Here is a 16,161-nt window from a genome sequence, read left to right as displayed (position 1 = left end):
ACTAATCTTGATCGCATGGCATCAACGCGCAGCAGGCTCCCCCTGCGCCTGCTCGCGTCACTCACGGTCTTCACGGCGTTCGGTGGCCAGTTCTGGCGGAACCTGCTCGGCTGGTGGGGCTTCGGCATCATCGCAGGACTCTGCATCATCGGCGCCATCGTCGCCATCGCGGTCCTGCATCCGCGCCTGGAGTGGCGCCGCGTGCCCAAGGGACTCGTCGCCTTCGTCGGCTTCTGCACCCTGTCGATCGCGTGGTCGTTCTACCCGGCTGCGTCGCTCATCGGCGTGGGCATCCAGCTGGGCACGGCGGTCTGCGGCGTCTTCCTGGCCCTCTGCCTCACATATGCAGAGCTCATCCGCAGTCTCGCGGCGGCGTTCCGGTGGATGCTCGTCCTCTCCCTCCTGTTCGAGGCGTGGGTGGCGTTCGTGGTGCGCGGACCCGTCCTGCCGTTCTGGGTCGACTACGGGGAGCCTCCCTACCCGAAGGCGTTCTACTGGTCGCGAGGACTGCTGCTCGACGGCGGTCCCGTCGAGGGCATCGTCGGGAACCGCAACCTGCTCGGATTCATCGCGCTCATCGCCCTGATCGTGTTCGTCTTGCAACTCGTCGAGGGCACTGTGCGCCGCGGCTGGGCGATCTTCTGGGTCGCGGTCGCGGGTCTGGTGTTCGCCCTCACCCGCTCGACGACGGTCATTCTCGCCCTCGTCGTCGTCGCTGCAGCGCTCGGCTTCGCCCTCTGGGCGCGGGCGCGGGGGGCGGAGCGGCGACGGCCCATGTACATCACGGCCGCGGCATCTGTCGTCGTCGTCATCACCCTGCTCATCACGCTGAACGGTGCACTGCTTAAGGTGTTCGGCAAGAGCGAGGACCTCACGGGCCGATTCGACATCTGGAACGCCGTGATCGGCCTGGCCCAGCAGCGGCCGGTGGCTGGATGGGGATGGATGGGCTACTGGGCACCGTGGGTCGAGCCCTTCGACGGCCTCGCCGTGCGCAAGGGCGTGACCTACCTCCAGGCCCACAATGCCTGGCTCGACGTCTGGCTGCAGGTCGGCATCATCGGACTCGTGCTCTTCACGGCGTTGCTCGCCTCGACGCTGTGGCGCAGTTGGTTCGCCGCCGTCGATCGCCCCCGGGTCGGGATCGCGGACGACCAGCCGTACACCGCCCGCTCCCTGCTCCCGCTCCTCATCCTCGCCGCACTCCTCGCCCAGAGCCTCGCCGAGAGCCGCATCCTCTACGAGGGCGGCTGGATGCTCGTCGTCGCCTTCTGCATCATCACGAAGCGCGCGCAGTTCGCCCCCGTCGAGGCCGCGGGAGATCGGCAGTCTGACGACGCGACGCCGTCCTCCGGCGAACGGGTGCGCTGACCCGTGGCCGAGCGGCGATTCCTCCTCCCCCCGGGCGGCCGGACCTTCCTGGGCTCCGCGGTATTCGCCTCCGCCGTGACGACGGCGATCTTCCTCACCGCCTTCAGCACCCAGCTGATCCGCTCACTCATCGGCTGGCCCGGGTTGATCAGCATCCTCGCCGGACTCATCATCTGCGCCCTCGCGTCGCTCTGGTACCGCCGCGCGCACCTCGAGTGGCATGGCACACTGCCCATCTCCGTCATCGTCTTCGTCGGATGGGCCGTGCTGTCGATCTTCTGGACCGACACCACCATCGCGACAGGCATGCGCCTCGTCTACATGCTCGGATTCGGCTTCCTCGGCTTCTACGTGGCCGTCCTGCGCGACACCATCCAGATCGTGCGCGCCGCCGGCGACGCCCTGCGCATCCTCCTGGTGGTCTCACTCGTGCTCGAGGTCTTCGCGGGAGTGCTGATCGACCAGCCGATCGCCTTCCTCCGGATGCAGGGGAACATCGCCGACCTCGGTCCGATCCAGGGTGTGTTCGGGACCCGCAACCAACTCGGCTTCATCGCCGTGATAGCGCTCATCACCTTCGCGGTGGAGATGGCCACCAACTCCGTCCCCCGACGCGTCGGGCGCTGGTCGCTGCTCATCGCCGCGGCCTGCCTCCTGCTGTCCCGCTCCCCCGTGGCGATCGGCGTGGTGGCCGTCGTCGTCGCCGCCGCCCTCGCCCTCTTCGCCGTGCGCCGTGCACGTGCAGCATCCCGCTGGATCTGGCAACTCGTGATCCTCGCCGGCATCGCCGTCACCGGAGTGCTGATCTGGGTCGCCCAGTCGCGCGTGATCGACATGCTGAACGCCGGCAGCGAGTTCGAGGTGCGCTACAGGCTGTGGCGCTCCATGACCGCCTACGCCAGCCCCAACAATCTGCAGGGCTGGGGCTGGGTCGGCACCTGGCCTGACACGGTTCCGTACCTCTGGATGAACCTCGCGACAGGGCGTGACAACTCCACGGGCCTCAACGCCTATCTCGACGTCTGGTTCCAGCTCGGAATCGTCGGCTTCTTCGCCTTCGTGGCGCTCATCGGTCTCGCGCTCGTCCGCTCCTGGCTGCTCGCCTCCGACAAGCGCAGTCTCGTCTACGTCTGGCCGGCGCTCATCCTCGTGGCTCTCGCGACGGTGTCGTTGGCCGAGAGTTCCGCGCTCTTCGAGAGCGGATGGATGCTGCTCGTCATCTGTTCCGTCAAGGCGTCACGCAGCATGAGCTGGCGCGATGCGCTGCCGAAGCGCGATCCGGTCCCGTTGGAGCCCGCGCCGAAATGACGCTCTCGCTCAGCCGGAGATGACGCCGCTTCAGCTGGCGGAGGCGCCGGCGAGGAGGTCCTCGATCACCACGGCGGTGTCCTCCCAGCCGTGCACCGAGACGCACTCGACGCCCAACGCCTTGACCGGGTAGTCATTGCCGTTCGGGTCGAGCCTGTCGCCCACGAACAGCATGTCGTCGAGGGAGAGTCCGGTGATCTCGGCGAGCCGCTTCATGCCGAAGGCCTTGTCGATGCCGCGCCTGGTGATGTCGACCGAGGTCGAGCCGCCTCCGCGCACCTCGAGGTCGGGCAGTTCCGCCTGAGCAGCATCCCGCAGCGCGTCCTTCTTCTCCCCCGTCGGGTCCCAGGCCACCTTGGCCGCGACCGGGGCGGCCTGGCCGAGCGCCGAGAAGGTGATCTGCGAGCCCCGGTCCTCGAGGATCGGCCCCCAGGTCTCGCTCTCCCAGTAGCCGAGCCCCTTCGCGACACGCTCGACGACCTCGAGCGCTCGGTCGCGCTCGTCGGTCGTCAGGTTCTCGGCGTAGACCTGGGCCCATTCGCCGTCGTGGCGCCGGTAGTACTGGGTGCCGCAGGTGGGCATGAGATGCAGCCGACCGAAGGTCTCCTCGTCGGCGATGGGCAGGTTGTCGAGCACCTGCATCCGGAACTGGCCGATCTGGCCGCCGGAGATGATGCACACCTCCGTGGCTGCGAGCAGTCTCACGAGCAGATCCGCCATTCGCGGATCGACGGGCGATTTCGAGGGCGCGAGGGTGTCGTCGAGGTCGAACGCGACAAGGAGGGGCAGAGACATGGCGGATGCCCTTTCATGGGACGAAGTCGGGTGTGTGCGAACGGAGTCGGGTCCGTCGAGTCGTGATGAGTCTATTCGGCGCGATTCCGGCGCCGAGAGGAGCCGTCTCCGAAGCACAGCCGCGCGCGTGTTCAGCCATCGCCGCGAATGCTCCAGAGCTGGACCTGTGCGGACGCACCATCGTCCGTCGTGTAGTCGCGCGACGAGTGCAGCACGAGGTCGTCGGCGTATCGCGTCGGCCAGTCATCAGCGCACTCGGAGTCGGTGATGACCCACCCCACTCCCCCGGCGATGGCCGATGCGACCGGGAAGCTGCCGTCCTGCCGCCCGTCGACGACGGCGCCGACGTCGACGTAGTCCTCGGGCCACGCCATGCCCACGTGGAAGAAGGCGACGGGGCCGCCGCTGTTGACCTTCAGGTAGCGCGGATCGACGCACCCGTCGGTGGCGATGAGGGCTCCGGTCTTCGCCGCATCCGTCGACGATGCCAAGGCGGATGCCGCCAGCTCTCGCGGGGTGCGCGAGGCCTCGAGGGTGTGCATGGTCGCGTCCTGGCTGAACCGCAGCACATCGATCGCCGAGCCTGCGGCGACGAGTGCGGTGACGGTCACCACGACGCTGACGGTCACGCGCAGGGCTCGGGCGCGCGACGGCGACTCCGACTCCGTCTCGGCCGCCCGTCGCCTCAGCCCGATGACGACGTCGACGATCACCGGGAGGATCGTGAGGGCGATCAGGGTGAACGCATCGATCCAGATGCGGTACGGCTCGGCGTTCGCGCCCCACCGGTCGTTCGAGGCGAGCACGAACCAGGCCGCCATCGCTCCGATGCCGTAGGCGCTCCACAGCGGGCGACGTGCCACGATGCCGGCGACGGCCACGGCGACCAGCGGAAGGATCAGCACGACGCTCGCCAGCAGTCCGGCACGCACGCCGAGGCCCAGGGCGACGTTCGAGTCGACCCTGAACGTGAGGAACGGGTCCTTCGAGATGATCCCGATGGCAGTCATCACGACCTGCGGCGACGCAGCGAGCGCGGCGGCGGCGCCGCACACGGCGACGAACCCCCGGGAGTCGATGATGATCGCTATCAGGCCGGGAATCGCAGGCAGCAGCCCGAAGACCAGGGTCGGCAGTTGCCCGCCGACGGCGAAGACCGTCCCGCCGGTGAGGAACAGCACGGGGACGAGCACCACTGACACGATGGCGGTCTTCCACCGACGCCTCGACACGATGGCGTACACGGCCAGCACGTAGACGGCCAGATAGACCGCCGTGATGAACGAGTAGGTCTGCACGTTGCCGAGCGCACCGATGGCGATCGCGGCCAGCAGGGTGCCCCACATCCGGAGCCGACGAGATGTCGGACCGATCCAGACGGCCAGGATCGTCAGCAGCGCCATACCCGCGATGGCCACGGATGCCGCCTCGCCGTTGAGCGTGTAGAACATCGCGAAGGGTCCCCAGAGCACGGCGTGCGACTGCAGCTGGGTGAACCAGGCGCCTCCGTCCAACCACGCGAAGGTGCCGATGATGAAGGGGATCACGGCCAGCAGGCCGAGCAACGGGCGCCGCCAGCGCACGATCAGCACCATCGCGAGGAATCCGACGAGCACCGTCTGCAACGCGATGCCGACGATGTTCCACACCACGATGGAATCGGCGCCGGTCACCCGGGCGACGAGGCCGAGGAAGGCGTAGTACGCGTGCGGGTAGAAGTTGCTCCCGGTCTGGGTGTCGGGCTCGACCGCGGAGAACAGTCCATCGGCGTAGTTCCGGACGATGGACAGGTAGCCCCACTGGTCGTAGGAGAAGTAGTTGCGCAACAGGTCGAAGCGCCATCCGGCGCGCGCGACCAGCGGGCCCAGCGACAGGGCGAGAGAGGCGACCATGACCGAGGCGATGACTCCGACCGTCGCCCAGATGGAGATCCGACGCTCGGGGTTGGTTCCTGCCACAGTGACTGACGCCCTTCTCACGGGCGTTCGCAGGCGAGAGATGGTGCCAACGCCGTTGTGTGCGTCCCCGATCGGGGGGCGCCCCGTCAGAGTACCCGATCGGATACGGAGGGTCCTGTCAGTCTCCGGCCCGTCGTGAAACGGCGACGGCGATGAACTCGTTGTAGATGAAGGCCCGCCCCGCCCAGCGGGGGAAGGGGAACGAGTACTGCCGCACGGGCTCCAGGCCGAGGTCGGCGAAGACCTCCTCGATCCCCGCGAAGTCGACGAACAGCTCGTGGGTGGCGTCGGAGGCGTAGCCGCGCTCCTGCGGGGTGATCACGCAGACCCGGCCCCCGGGGCGCAGGTACGGCAGGTATTCGGCCAGGAGGGCTCGTCCTGTCGCCGCGTCCATGTGCTCGAGCACGTGCGAGAGCAGCAGGGAGTCGAAGCGACCGGCGACGGCGAACTCCGATGCGTGGAACTCCTCAGGCGTGAATCCCGGAAAGCCCCGCTCGCGCACGACGGAGATCGAGTCGGCATTGTGGTCGACGCCCACTCCGCTGCCGAGGTGCTGGAGGTTCCGACCGATGCCGCATCCGATGTCCAGGACGAAGCCGAGGTCGAGCCGGCGAAGGTTCCACCTGTACGGCGCCTGGACATTCAGCACGCGCTTCCAGGTGGCCGTCTGCTTGGCCACGAGTCGATCGGTGTAGGCACTGTCGCGGGTCGAGGGGGCGGTCGGGCTGTCGAAGGGCGGCGTTGCCCTTCCGGTCGGTCCGGAGCTCATGTCACGACCATACAGCGCCTGGATCTGGCAGGTGGATGCGTCGACGGCGGCCGGCTCCGAGCGGGCCCGGCGTAGGTGGCCGCATAGGATTGTCGCTGGTCGACGCAGTCGGCCCCACCCTCTGACGACAGGCGGTGGTGCGGCTTCCGGATGCCGCCGCGAACGGAGTTGCACGTGTCAGACATCGAGGAGTACCCGTCCGCCGACCCTGAGTCGACGTCGCGCGGCGGCTTCACCCCGGTGCTGGTCGCGACGGCCGTGGTCGGCGTCGCCGGGTACGTCATCACCTGGCTGGTTCCATTCGTCATCGGCACGGCGGCGTACACCACCTTCGCCATCTACTGGTCGTTCACCTTCCTGCTCGCCGCCGGACTCTCGGGAATCCAGCAGGAGGTCACGAGGGCCACCGGGCCCGCTGATGCCGCTGCGGTGCCGCCCCGGAGTCGTCTCGCCCGTGCGCTGCCGTTCGCGCTGGCCACCTCGCTGCTGGTGTTCGTCATCGTCGTGGTCTCGGCGCTGTTCTGGGCTGATGCCGTCTTCCCTGAGCAGGGCTGGGCGATGGTGTGGCCGTTGGCCGTCGGCGGCGCGTCCTACGTGCTGCTCACAGTGCTGACGGGCACGCTGTACGGCTCCGCGCATTGGCGTGGGGTGTTCTGGGTGATCCTGATGGAGGGCACGCTCCGCCTGATCCTCATCGCCGGAACCCTGGTCGTCACGACGGATCAGGTCGCGCTGGCCTGGGCCGTGGCGATCCCGTTCCCGACCACCTTCGTCGTCATCTGGCTCGCCGCAGGACGTCGCCTGGTGCAACGCACGCAACTCGACGTCGGCTACCGGCAGCTCGTGTGGAACGTCGCACGCACTGTGCTCGCAGCGACGGGGATGGGCCTCTTGGTCAGCGGCTTCCCGTTCCTGCTCGGAGTGACATCACCGGATGCCGATCCCGACCGGCTCGGCACGATCATCCTGCTCGCCACCCTCGTGCGTGCCCCGCTCATCGTGGTGGGACTCGCGCTGCAGAGCTACCTCGTCGTCCTGTTCCGCGGCACGGCGCACTTCTGGGGCCTGCTGCTGCGGCTCGAGGGGGTGGTGCTCGCCGTCGGCGCCGTCCTCGTCGTCGCGGGCTGGACCCTCGGACCGGCTGTCTTCGCCCTGCTCTTCCCAGAGGAGCCGCCCATCGACGGCTCCCTCATCGCCGTGTTGGCGGCATCGTCGACGGCGCTGGGCGCGCTCTGCATCACCGCCCCGGCCACCCTCTCGCGCTCGCGCCACGGCCTGTTCACGGCCGGATGGGTCGTGGCCGCCCTCGTCACGATCGGCTGCCTGCTGCTGCCGCTCGAATTGGAGGCGAGGACGACTCTGGCCCTCATCGTCGGCCCCGTCTGCGGCCTGCTCGTGCAGGCGGTCGGGCTGCCTCTGCTCGAGCGCCGCCGCGCCTGAGCGCGCTGCACGGACGCGCGGCGAGGAGCCGTCAGGCCCCTGTCGTGCGCTTCCAGGCCTCGATGGACGTGATCTCCGGCAGGGCCTTCCGGTAGCGGGAACTGAGTTCCGCCCACTCCCGGCGGTAACGCAGGTTCGCTCTGACCGACTGCACCAGCAGCTTCCGGAAGAGGCGCGGGTTGCGCAGGTGCCAGGTCGCGCCCGATCCCTCCGCATTGGTTATCAGAACGCTGTCGTGGTCGGGGACCTCGAACCAGCGAGCATCCTGGTACGACAGGTGTGCGTCAGGTCGTTGCCTCGACGAGGCGCTCGGCGTCGTGAAGGCGTGCTTGAGGGACTGCTGGGCGAGCCAGACCAGCAGGCCGAGCCCACGCGGGCCCGGATCGGCACGGCCCGTGGTGACCGACATGATCTCGCGCGCCGGGAAGTGCGGCAGGTCGCTCGTCTCGCGGATGAGCTTGCCCTCGGTGTACGTCGAGGCCATGGCCCGCACGCGGGGCAGGCGGTCCACCATGTCGGCGTGCAGCTGGTCGGGCCCGTCGAAGATGTTCTTCACGGCCTCGAGGCGCATCGCCACGGTGTAGTAGTCCATGGTGAGCAGGTTCTTGAGGTCAGTCGAGAGGTTCGCCCGCCAGAGCGAGCCGCCACGCTTGTACGGCGAGTGCAGCAGGGCGGCGACGAGTCGATTCCTGGCGTGGAAGAACGCCTGCCAGTCGTGCGAGTCATCCTTGTCCACCCAGGAGACGTGCCAGACCGCGGCCCCGGGGAGACTCACGGTCGGGTAGCCGGCTTCGCGCGCGCGGAGCGAGAACTCGGCGTCGTCCCATTTGATGAAGACGGGGAGCGACAGGCCGACCTGCTTGATGACCTCGACGGGGATGAGCGACATCCACCATCCGTTGTAGTCGACGTCGAACCGGCGGTGCAGCCACGACGTCTGCCGCAGGTTCGACTCGCCGAAGTCGTGACGAGCCGGCGTGAAGGGACCCCAGATGAACGGCTTCCAGCGGATGCCCTCGGCGAAGGCGTGCAGCTTCGCCTTGTCGTACATGTCGAGCATGTGGCCGCCGACGATCGCGGGCTTGGTGGAGTAGTTCGCGAACGTCACGGCGCGACGGATGCTCTCGGGCTCCACCTCGACGTCGTCGTCGAGCAGGATGATGTAGTCGGACTCGCCGGCCTGCACGGTCTCGATCATGCCGCGGGAGAATCCGCCGGAGCCGCCGAGGTTGGCCTGCTCGATGACGCGCAGCTTGCCTTCGAGGCTGTTCTCCGCCAGCGGGTAGCCGGCGTTCTCGAGGATGCGCTCCGAGCCCTGGTCGACGACTGTCAGGCGGTCGAGGTGCGCGAGCACCTCCTTGTCCTCGCCGATCTCCCAGAGCAGCTTGGTGCAGTAGTCGCCGCGGTTGAGCGTGGTGATCGACACCGTCGCGGTTCCGTCGACCCGGGGCGTCGCGCCCTCCGGCGCCAGCCAGTCCGCCTGGACGAGGGTGAGCGGCTCCTCCCCCGACACGAGGTCGAACCACAGCCATCCGCCGTCGATGAACGACGCGAACGGCAGGTGGAATGTCCCGGTGTGGTCCCCGGCGACAGTGAGGTCGTCGACGCGCTGGATGACGCCGCGCGCGTTGGAGCGGTAGACGATGACGGTTCCAGTGCCCTGCGTGCTGATCCGCAGGTCGACACCGCTGAGGCTCGTCCAGGCGTTCCAGTAGCTGGCGGGGAACGCGTTGAAGTAGCTGGCGAGCGACACGGTGCGGAACGACGGGATCTCCAGGCCTCGGCGACCCCGAAGCCAGGCCATGCCGTTGCGGTTGGTGAGCCTGACGGGGTCCCGATCCGCACCCTCGATGAAGACGCCGCGGATCTTCGCGAGCCTGTCGGCCTCGCTCTCCGATCGGCGATCCCAGGTCCAGACCTCGGGGTCGAGGTAGAGCGGCAGTGCCTGGGGGTCGGCGTTCGCGGGGAAGATGACGCGCTGCAGGACGGCGCGCTCCTCGATCGGTGTCGACTCGGTCATTGCCTGTGGTGCTCCCTCGGGGCGGTGGGTCGGTGTGCGGATCGGCTGATCAGCCGAGCGCGGGCTTGAGCTGGTTCTCGTACATCGAGAGCGCCGAGCCGATCGCCATGTGCATGTCGAGGTATTGGTAGGTGCCGAGGCGTCCGCCGAAGTAGACGCCGTCCTCCGACTTCGCCAGTTCGCGGTAGCCGAGCAGCTTCTCGCGGTCGTCCGGGGTGTTCACCGGGTAGTACGGCTCGTCGCCCTTCTCCGCGAATCGGGAGAACTCGCGCATGATGACGGTCTTGTCGGCCGGGTACTCGCGCTCGGGGTGGAAGTGGCGGAACTCGTGGATGCGCGTGTACGGCACGTCGAGGTCGGCGTAGTTCATCACCGAGGTCCCCTGGTAGTCGCGGATGGGCAGCACCTCGCGCTCGAAGTCCAGTGTGCGCCAGGAGAGCTCGCCGAGCTGGTTGTCGAAGTACTGGTCGACCGGACCCGTGTAGACCACCGGGATCCTGCCGGCGATCGCCTTCTTGTTGATCGGCTGCGACTCGTCGAAGAAGTCGGTCGAGAGCCGAACCTCGATGAGCGGGTTGTCGGCCATCCGCTCGATCCACGCGGTGTAGCCGTCGGTCGGCAGGCCCTCGTAGGTGTCGTTGAAGTAGCGATTGTCGTAGGTGTAGCGCACGGGAAGGCGGCTGATGATCTCGGCGGGAAGCTCGGTCGCCGGAGTCTGCCACTGCTTCGAGGTGTAGTCGCGGATGAAGGCCTCGTAGAGGGGGCGCCCGATCAGGGAGATGCCCTTCTCCTCCAGGTTGGCCGCCTCGCGGGTGTCGTGCTCGGCTGCCTGCGACGCGACGAGCTCCTGCGCTGCGACCGGGCCGTGAGCGGAGCGGAAGAACTGGTTGATGGTGCCGAGGTTGATCGGCAGCGGGTAGACCTCGCCCTTGTGGTTCGTGTACACCCGGTGCACGTACTCGGTGAAGGTCGTGAATCGGTTGACGTAGTCCCAGACCGTCTTGTTCGAGGTGTGGAACAGGTGGGCGCCGTAGCGGTGCACCTCGATGCCGGTGGCCTCGTCGTTCTCGCTGTACGCGTTGCCGCCGATGTGGTCCCGTCGGTCGATGACGAGGACCCGCAGGCCGAGTTCGTTGGCGCAACGCTCCGCGACGGTGAGCCCGAAGAATCCGGATCCGACGACTACCAGGTCGACGTCTGTCATGAAGTACTTCTCCTGCTCGCAAAGGCCGCCACGAGTTCGGGGCCGATTGACTACTCTAACTTCCCCGCCTGCCCGGCGCCTCAATGGGCTCGGCGGATGCCGCCTCAGTCGGCCGTGGCGCGGGTTCCGGCCACCAGCCGATCGAACGGACCGTTCGCGGCGTCCCGACGGCGGAGGCGCCGGAGGACGGCCCACGCTGCGCCGATCAGCACGATCAGCGCGCCGGCGGCGAGCTCGACCGGGTAACCGGGCGCGTGATAGGAGACGTGGACGACGGTGCCCTCCGACCCGGGTTCGACGTGAACGCCGAGCAGGAACGGTTCGACCGGGTCCTTCGTGAGCGTCGCGCCCTCGACCTCATAGCCGGGCCAGGGGATGCGGCTGAGCGCCACGGTGCCGCCGTCCGATCCCACGCTGTCCACGCGGAAGGATGCTCCCATCGCGTCCTCGGAGAGCTGGGTCACCGTTGTGCCGTCGGACGACCAGACCACGCCTCCCGCCGGCGCGACGGGCTCGTCGCGCACGAGGAGTCGGGTGAGCTCGGTGTCCTCGGCGACATGCCAGCCGTCGGGGATCTCGTCGCGCGTCTCCTCGGGGACGATCGCCTTCACCAGCTGGATCGTGCTCACGCCGATGAGGTCGACCAGGGTCTTGCCCGTCTGGGGCTGCACCTCGAACAGCTTCTCGAACAGCTCGCCGCAGGTCGAGCCGTTGTACTGCATGCAGAGACCGGACTGGTAGGCCGGGTAGTAGACGGCGGAATAGGCGTTCTGCACGCTGGCGTCGTTGATGTAGAACATGTTCGCCATCAGGGTCTCGGCCCAGTACTCCGGATGCTCGTCCCCGTTGCGCACGCCGCCGACGACGATCACGTCACCGACGGCATCGGTGTACTGCGTCTTGTAGTCGGCGATCAGCGACGGGTTGCCGTAGTCGGGGAGCGGAGAGGACCCAGTGATGTGGTGCTGCGGAACGAGCAGTGCCACGGTCGTGCCGATGACGACGACGGCCACCAGGGCCGGTGCGTTCCGCCTGGCCGGGTTCTCGCTGCGGCGGCCGCCGCCGAGCAGGCGGTAGACCACGTAGAGCATGGCGATCGACACCACCGTGACGACGGCGATCCACTTCCAGTACTGCGGTGCCGCCGAGAACGCGAAGTAGGCGGATCCGACCGTGACGGCCGCGGCTGCCCCGAGGCGCGCGCGTCCGAGCCTCAGCGCGGGGGCGAGGGAGAGCGCGATGGCCAGGATGACCAGGATCGACGCCGACAGGTACGGCATCAACCGCACCGGGAAGCGCAGCGGGCCGAAGTCGCTGGGCAGCAGCACGGCGAGGAGCGCGATCGCCAGCACGATGACGATGCTGACGCGGGAGCGGAGCACTGCGACCAGGGTGCGCCAGTCGACGAAGGCGAGAAGGGGAAGGAACCAGGCGATGTAGAGGATCGGCGCGCCAGGGGCGTCGAGCCCGCTGAAGAACTTCATCCACGGGCTTCCGACCGGCGTCGATGAGGCCGCGAGTCCGTTGAGGCTCACCGTCAGCAGGCCCGAGTTGCCGATCCCGGATGCGCGCCCCGTGACCGGCGCGACGAGCAGACCGGGCAGGTGCACGATCACGGCGAACAGGCCGGCGAGCGTCGCGGCGGCGAAGGCGCGGACGATCGTGGGGCGGTGCTTCTGGAGGAACGCCTCGACGATGGTCGCGGCCAGCACGGCCGCCAGCATCAGGGTCGCGTGAACGTAGCCGATCCCGATCAGCCCCATGAAGGCCAGGAGCGGGAGGATCGGCGACTTCGCCTGGAACACGGCTCGCCTCGTCAGGGCCCAGGCGAGGGGCCAGATGGCCCAGGCCATGAACCCGTTGACCCACGATGCGGCATCGATGTAGAGCGTGAATCCCGTGAGGGGCACTGCAACGGCCGCGACGGCCGCCCACGACTCCTTCGCCCCGAAGGTGCGTGCGAGCAGCCAGACGCCGAAGGCGGCGATGCCGATGAAGACCAGCTTGACGGCCGTCATGTACACGACGGCGTCGGTGGCCAGGTGCATCCCGGCGCCGATCAGCCACAGCGGCGGGCTGAAGATGCCCCATGCTCCCTCGGCGAGGTAGTTGCCGGACTGCCAGACCGTCGGCGCGATGAGCGACCAGTCGCCGGCGAGGAAGCGGGCGCCGATCTCGTACCACTGGCCCATGGCACCGGACTGGGTGTCGTCGACGAAGTAGAACCGGGGGTCGAAGACGAGCGGAATCATCGCCCCGAGGATGGCCGTGGCAACGGCGGCCACTGGCCACCACAATCGGGATCGCATCAGAGAATTATCGCCCATCGCGCTCGACCGGCGGTGCAGCCGGGCGCCGCGTCCACCGGCATGCGTCACAATTGAGGTGTGAAGCCACTCGTCTCCGTCGTCATTCCCGCCTACAACAACGACGAGTACCTCGAGCAGACCGTCCGTTCGGTGCTCGGCCAGTCCTACTCTCCGCTCGAGGTGATCATCGCCGATCACGCCTCGAGCGACCGCACCCTCGAGGTGATGCGACTCTTCGCCGACGATCCCCGCGTCACCCTGTTGTCGACGGATGCCGGTGGTGGCGCCCTGCGCAACTGGAACCGCGTCAGCGAGGCGGCGACAGGCACGTACATCAAGCTGGTCTGCGGCGACGACATCATCTACCCCGACCTCATCGCTCGCCAGGTCGACGCCCTCGAAGCGAACCCGTCAGCCGTGCTCGCGGCGTCACGACGCGACATCGTCGACGCCGACGGCGAGCCGTTCATCAGGGGGCGCGGCCTCGCCGGACTCAAGGGACTGCATCCGGGGTCCGTCGCGATCCGGAAGAGCGTGCGCAACGGGACCAACATCTTCGGAGAACCGGCCTGCGTGCTGATGCGGCGGGACTCCCTCGAGAACGTCGGATGGTGGGACTCGCGCTTCCCCTACCTCATCGACCAGGCGAGCTACACGCGGGTCCTCCTCACCGGCGACTTCGTCGCGGTGGACGAACCTCTCGCCGCGTTCCGGGTGTCGGCGAGCCAGTGGAGCGTCCGCCTGGTGAAGGACCAGGCCGGGCAGACCATGGCCTTCCACGACTGGCTCGCCGCAGAGCATCCCAATGTCATCCGGGCGTCGGATCGGCGCGTCGGGAACCTGAGGGCGCGAGCGATGGCCAGGGCGAGGCAGCTCACTTACGTGTACCTCGGACGGCGCATGTCGCGCTCGAACGCCGGAACCGGCGAGAGCATCGTCTGATGGCCGGGCACCGATTCCGCGACGGGGCGCTGTGATAGATTCGCGTTCCGTGAACACCGGCCAGACTCCCGCGCCTCAGGCCGACCACACAGTCTCGATCGTCATCCCCGTCTACGGCGGGGAACGCACTCTTCCCGGCCTGCTGACGGAGATCGAACCCCTCACGTCGACGCAGCAGACCGCCGACGGACACCGCTTCGTCGTGTCCGAGGTGCTCTTCGTCTACGACAACGGCCCTGACGCCTCCGACCGCGTCATGCGCGAACTGGCCGAGCAGTACGACTACGTGCGGTCGGTCTGGTTGTCGCGCAACTTCGGCCAGCACGCGGCGACACTCGCGGGCATGGCCTCCGCCGGCTCGGACTGGATCGTCACCCTCGACGAGGACGGCCAGCACGATCCGGCGGCCATCGGCGGCCTGCTCGACACCGCCATGCGCGAGCAGGCATCACTGGTCTATGCGAAGCCGACGAACGAGGCCCCGCACGGAGCGCTGCGCAACGTCGCATCGCGCAGCGCCAAGAAGGTCCTCGAGTGGTTCACCGGCACCACCGGGGCCACCGACTACCAGAGCTTCCGGCTGGTGCTCGGCAGCGTCGGGCGCAGCGTCGCGGCCTACTCGGGTTCCGGCGTCTACCTCGACGTGGCCCTCGGCTGGGTGGCCGGACGTGTGGCCACCTCCCCCGTCGAACTGCGCGAGGAGGGCGGACGCCGCTCCGGATACACCGGCCGACGGCTGTTCGCCCACTTCCTCCGCATGATCCTCTCGAGCGGTACCCGCGGGCTGCGCTTCGTCGCCCTCCTCGGCATCATCTTCGCGGCCTTCGGCGCTCTCGTCGCCGTGGTCGTGCTGATCCAGCGACTGTTCGGCGACGTCGCCATCGAGGGCTGGGCGTCCACCATGGTCGTGATCCTGTTGAGCTCGGGCGCGATCCTCTTCTCACTCGGAGTGATCGCCGAGTACATCGGGATCAACGTGAACATGGCGATGGGCCGCCCGCCGTACCTGATCACCAGCGATCCGGCGGCGGGTCCGCTGGGCCGCCGCCCCGCCGGTCGTCCGTGACCCGACACGTCTGGGTCGTCGGCGCCCGGGGACTTCTCGGTCGAGGAGTCGTCGAGCGCCTGCGGGCTCGGCCGGGCTGGTCTGTCGCCGACGCGCGCCCGCTCCCCTGGAGCGATCCGGCCGCGTTCGCGGCTGCCGTGGCCTCCACCCTCGATGGGCTCGCAGCCGCTGTGGCCGCCGGCCCGGAAGGCGACGAGTGGGCCGTCGTGTGGGCGGCCGGCGCCGCCGTCACGAACTCGCCCCGCGAAGCGCTCGACGCCGAACTCCACCAGCTCGACGTCGCCCTGCGCGAACTCGAGTCGGCCGGCTCCCGCGGGCTCGATCCGCGATCCGGCGCGCTGTTCTATGCCTCGTCGGCCGGTGGCGTCTACGGCGGCTCCGAGCATCCGCCATTCGACGAGAACACTCCCCCGCGGCCCCTGGCTCCGTACGGGCACTTCAAGCTCGAGGCCGAGGAGCTCGTCCGGGGATTCGGCGAGCGCTCCGGCGTTCCCGTGCTCATCGGACGGATCGCGAACCTCTACGGACCGGGACAGAGCCTCGACAAGATGCAGGGGCTGATCTCGCACCTCGCCCGCGCCCAGCTCACTCCCCAGCCCGCGTCGATCTACGTCTCGCTCGACACCCTGCGCGACTACATCTTCGTCCTGGACTGCGCCGACCTGGTGATCGACTGCGTCGCCAGACTCGCCACCACCCCCGGGGTGACCACGAAGATCATCGCGTCCGGGCAGTCCGTGACCATCGCCGACCTGCTCGGCTACTTCCGCCTGATCTCCAAGGGCAAGCCGCACGCCATGCTGGGCTCCAACGCCGCCTCGGCGCTGCAGGCCCACGACCTGCGCGTACGCAGCGTGGTCTGGCCCGATCTCGACGTCAGATCGCTGATGCCGCTGCCCGCCGGGATCCACGCGACGATCGAGGATCTGAAGCTCGGGATGCAGGCAGCCCGCTGATCCGCCGCCCGTCACGCGGTCGG

At 68.4% G+C, this 16,161-nt stretch carries 12 protein-coding genes; 6 read left to right on the top strand and 6 right to left on the bottom strand.

Features of this window, described 5'->3' with window-relative positions:
• Positions 1-15 precede the first annotated feature (15 nt).
• Positions 16-1,371: an O-antigen ligase family protein gene (locus tag ASF30_RS06050; RefSeq protein WP_082467512.1), complete on the top strand. Its 1,356-nt coding sequence runs from the start codon at positions 16-18 to the stop codon at positions 1,369-1,371.
• A gap of 75 nt (positions 1,372-1,446) precedes the next feature.
• A complete protein-coding gene (locus tag ASF30_RS06045; protein ID WP_235480283.1) occupies positions 1,447-2,679 on the top strand; it encodes an O-antigen ligase family protein in 1,233 nt (410 codons plus the stop codon).
• Positions 2,680-2,709: 30 nt separating this feature from the next.
• Here the strand turns inward: ASF30_RS06045 and ASF30_RS06040 are convergent, their stop codons facing one another.
• The 3 genes from ASF30_RS06040 to ASF30_RS06030 form a co-directional block, all read right to left on the bottom strand.
• A complete protein-coding gene (locus ASF30_RS06040; RefSeq protein WP_055903350.1) occupies positions 2,710-3,474 on the bottom strand; it encodes an HAD-IIB family hydrolase in 765 nt (254 codons plus the stop codon).
• Between the two features lie 131 nt (positions 3,475-3,605).
• Positions 3,606-5,432, bottom strand: a complete 1,827-nt coding sequence (locus tag ASF30_RS06035; RefSeq protein ID WP_055903347.1) for a hypothetical protein — start codon at positions 5,430-5,432, stop codon at positions 3,606-3,608.
• A 118-nt stretch (positions 5,433-5,550) separates the two neighbouring features.
• On the bottom strand, positions 5,551-6,201 hold the full coding sequence (locus tag ASF30_RS06030) for a class I SAM-dependent methyltransferase (protein ID WP_055903345.1): 651 nt from the start codon (positions 6,199-6,201) through the stop codon (positions 5,551-5,553).
• Between the two features lie 174 nt (positions 6,202-6,375).
• Between ASF30_RS06030 and ASF30_RS06025 the strand changes: the two genes are divergently transcribed.
• Complete coding sequence (locus tag ASF30_RS06025; RefSeq protein WP_055903343.1) at positions 6,376-7,641, top strand: hypothetical protein; 1,266 nt, start codon at positions 6,376-6,378, stop codon at positions 7,639-7,641.
• A gap of 31 nt (positions 7,642-7,672) precedes the next feature.
• On the opposite strand, the gene ASF30_RS06020 is transcribed toward ASF30_RS06025, so the two are convergent.
• The 3 genes from ASF30_RS06020 to ASF30_RS06010 all read right to left on the bottom strand — a co-directional run bounded on the left by ASF30_RS06020 (position 7,673) and on the right by ASF30_RS06010 (position 13,174).
• Positions 7,673-9,661, bottom strand: coding sequence for a glycosyltransferase (locus ASF30_RS06020; RefSeq protein ID WP_055903337.1), 1,989 nt, complete (start codon positions 9,659-9,661; stop codon positions 7,673-7,675).
• 49 nt (positions 9,662-9,710) lie between these two features.
• Positions 9,711-10,865 (bottom strand): UDP-galactopyranose mutase, encoded by a 1,155-nt coding sequence (glf, locus tag ASF30_RS06015; protein WP_055903334.1) that lies wholly within the window; start codon positions 10,863-10,865, stop codon positions 9,711-9,713.
• 104 nt (positions 10,866-10,969) lie between these two features.
• On the bottom strand, positions 10,970-13,174 hold the full coding sequence (locus ASF30_RS06010) for a hypothetical protein (RefSeq protein WP_055903331.1): 2,205 nt from the start codon (positions 13,172-13,174) through the stop codon (positions 10,970-10,972).
• Between the two features lie 78 nt (positions 13,175-13,252).
• On the opposite strand from ASF30_RS06010, the gene ASF30_RS06005 reads away from it, so the two are divergent.
• Genes ASF30_RS06005 through ASF30_RS05995 form a run of 3 tightly spaced genes read left to right on the top strand, consistent with a single transcriptional unit; the run spans position 13,253 to position 16,138 of the window.
• Positions 13,253-14,116 carry a glycosyltransferase family 2 protein gene (locus ASF30_RS06005; protein ID WP_055903329.1) on the top strand — a complete coding sequence of 288 codons (864 nt, stop codon included), beginning with the start codon at positions 13,253-13,255 and terminating at the stop codon, positions 14,114-14,116.
• Positions 14,117-14,165: 49 nt separating this feature from the next.
• Entirely contained in the window at positions 14,166-15,182 is a 1,017-nt protein-coding gene (locus ASF30_RS06000) for a glycosyltransferase (RefSeq protein WP_055903319.1), read from the top strand.
• Positions 15,179-16,138, top strand: coding sequence for an NAD-dependent epimerase/dehydratase family protein (locus ASF30_RS05995; protein ID WP_055903316.1), 960 nt, complete (start codon positions 15,179-15,181; stop codon positions 16,136-16,138). The genes ASF30_RS06000 and ASF30_RS05995 overlap by 4 nt, the downstream gene beginning before the upstream one ends.
• The last annotated feature ends 23 nt before the right edge of the window (positions 16,139-16,161 follow it).

Origin of the sequence: Leifsonia sp. Leaf264, assembly GCF_001422325.1 — a bacterium.
Lineage (GTDB): Bacteria > Actinomycetota > Actinomycetes > Actinomycetales > Microbacteriaceae > Orlajensenia.
This window is presented reverse-complemented; position numbering and strand designations above follow the sequence as displayed.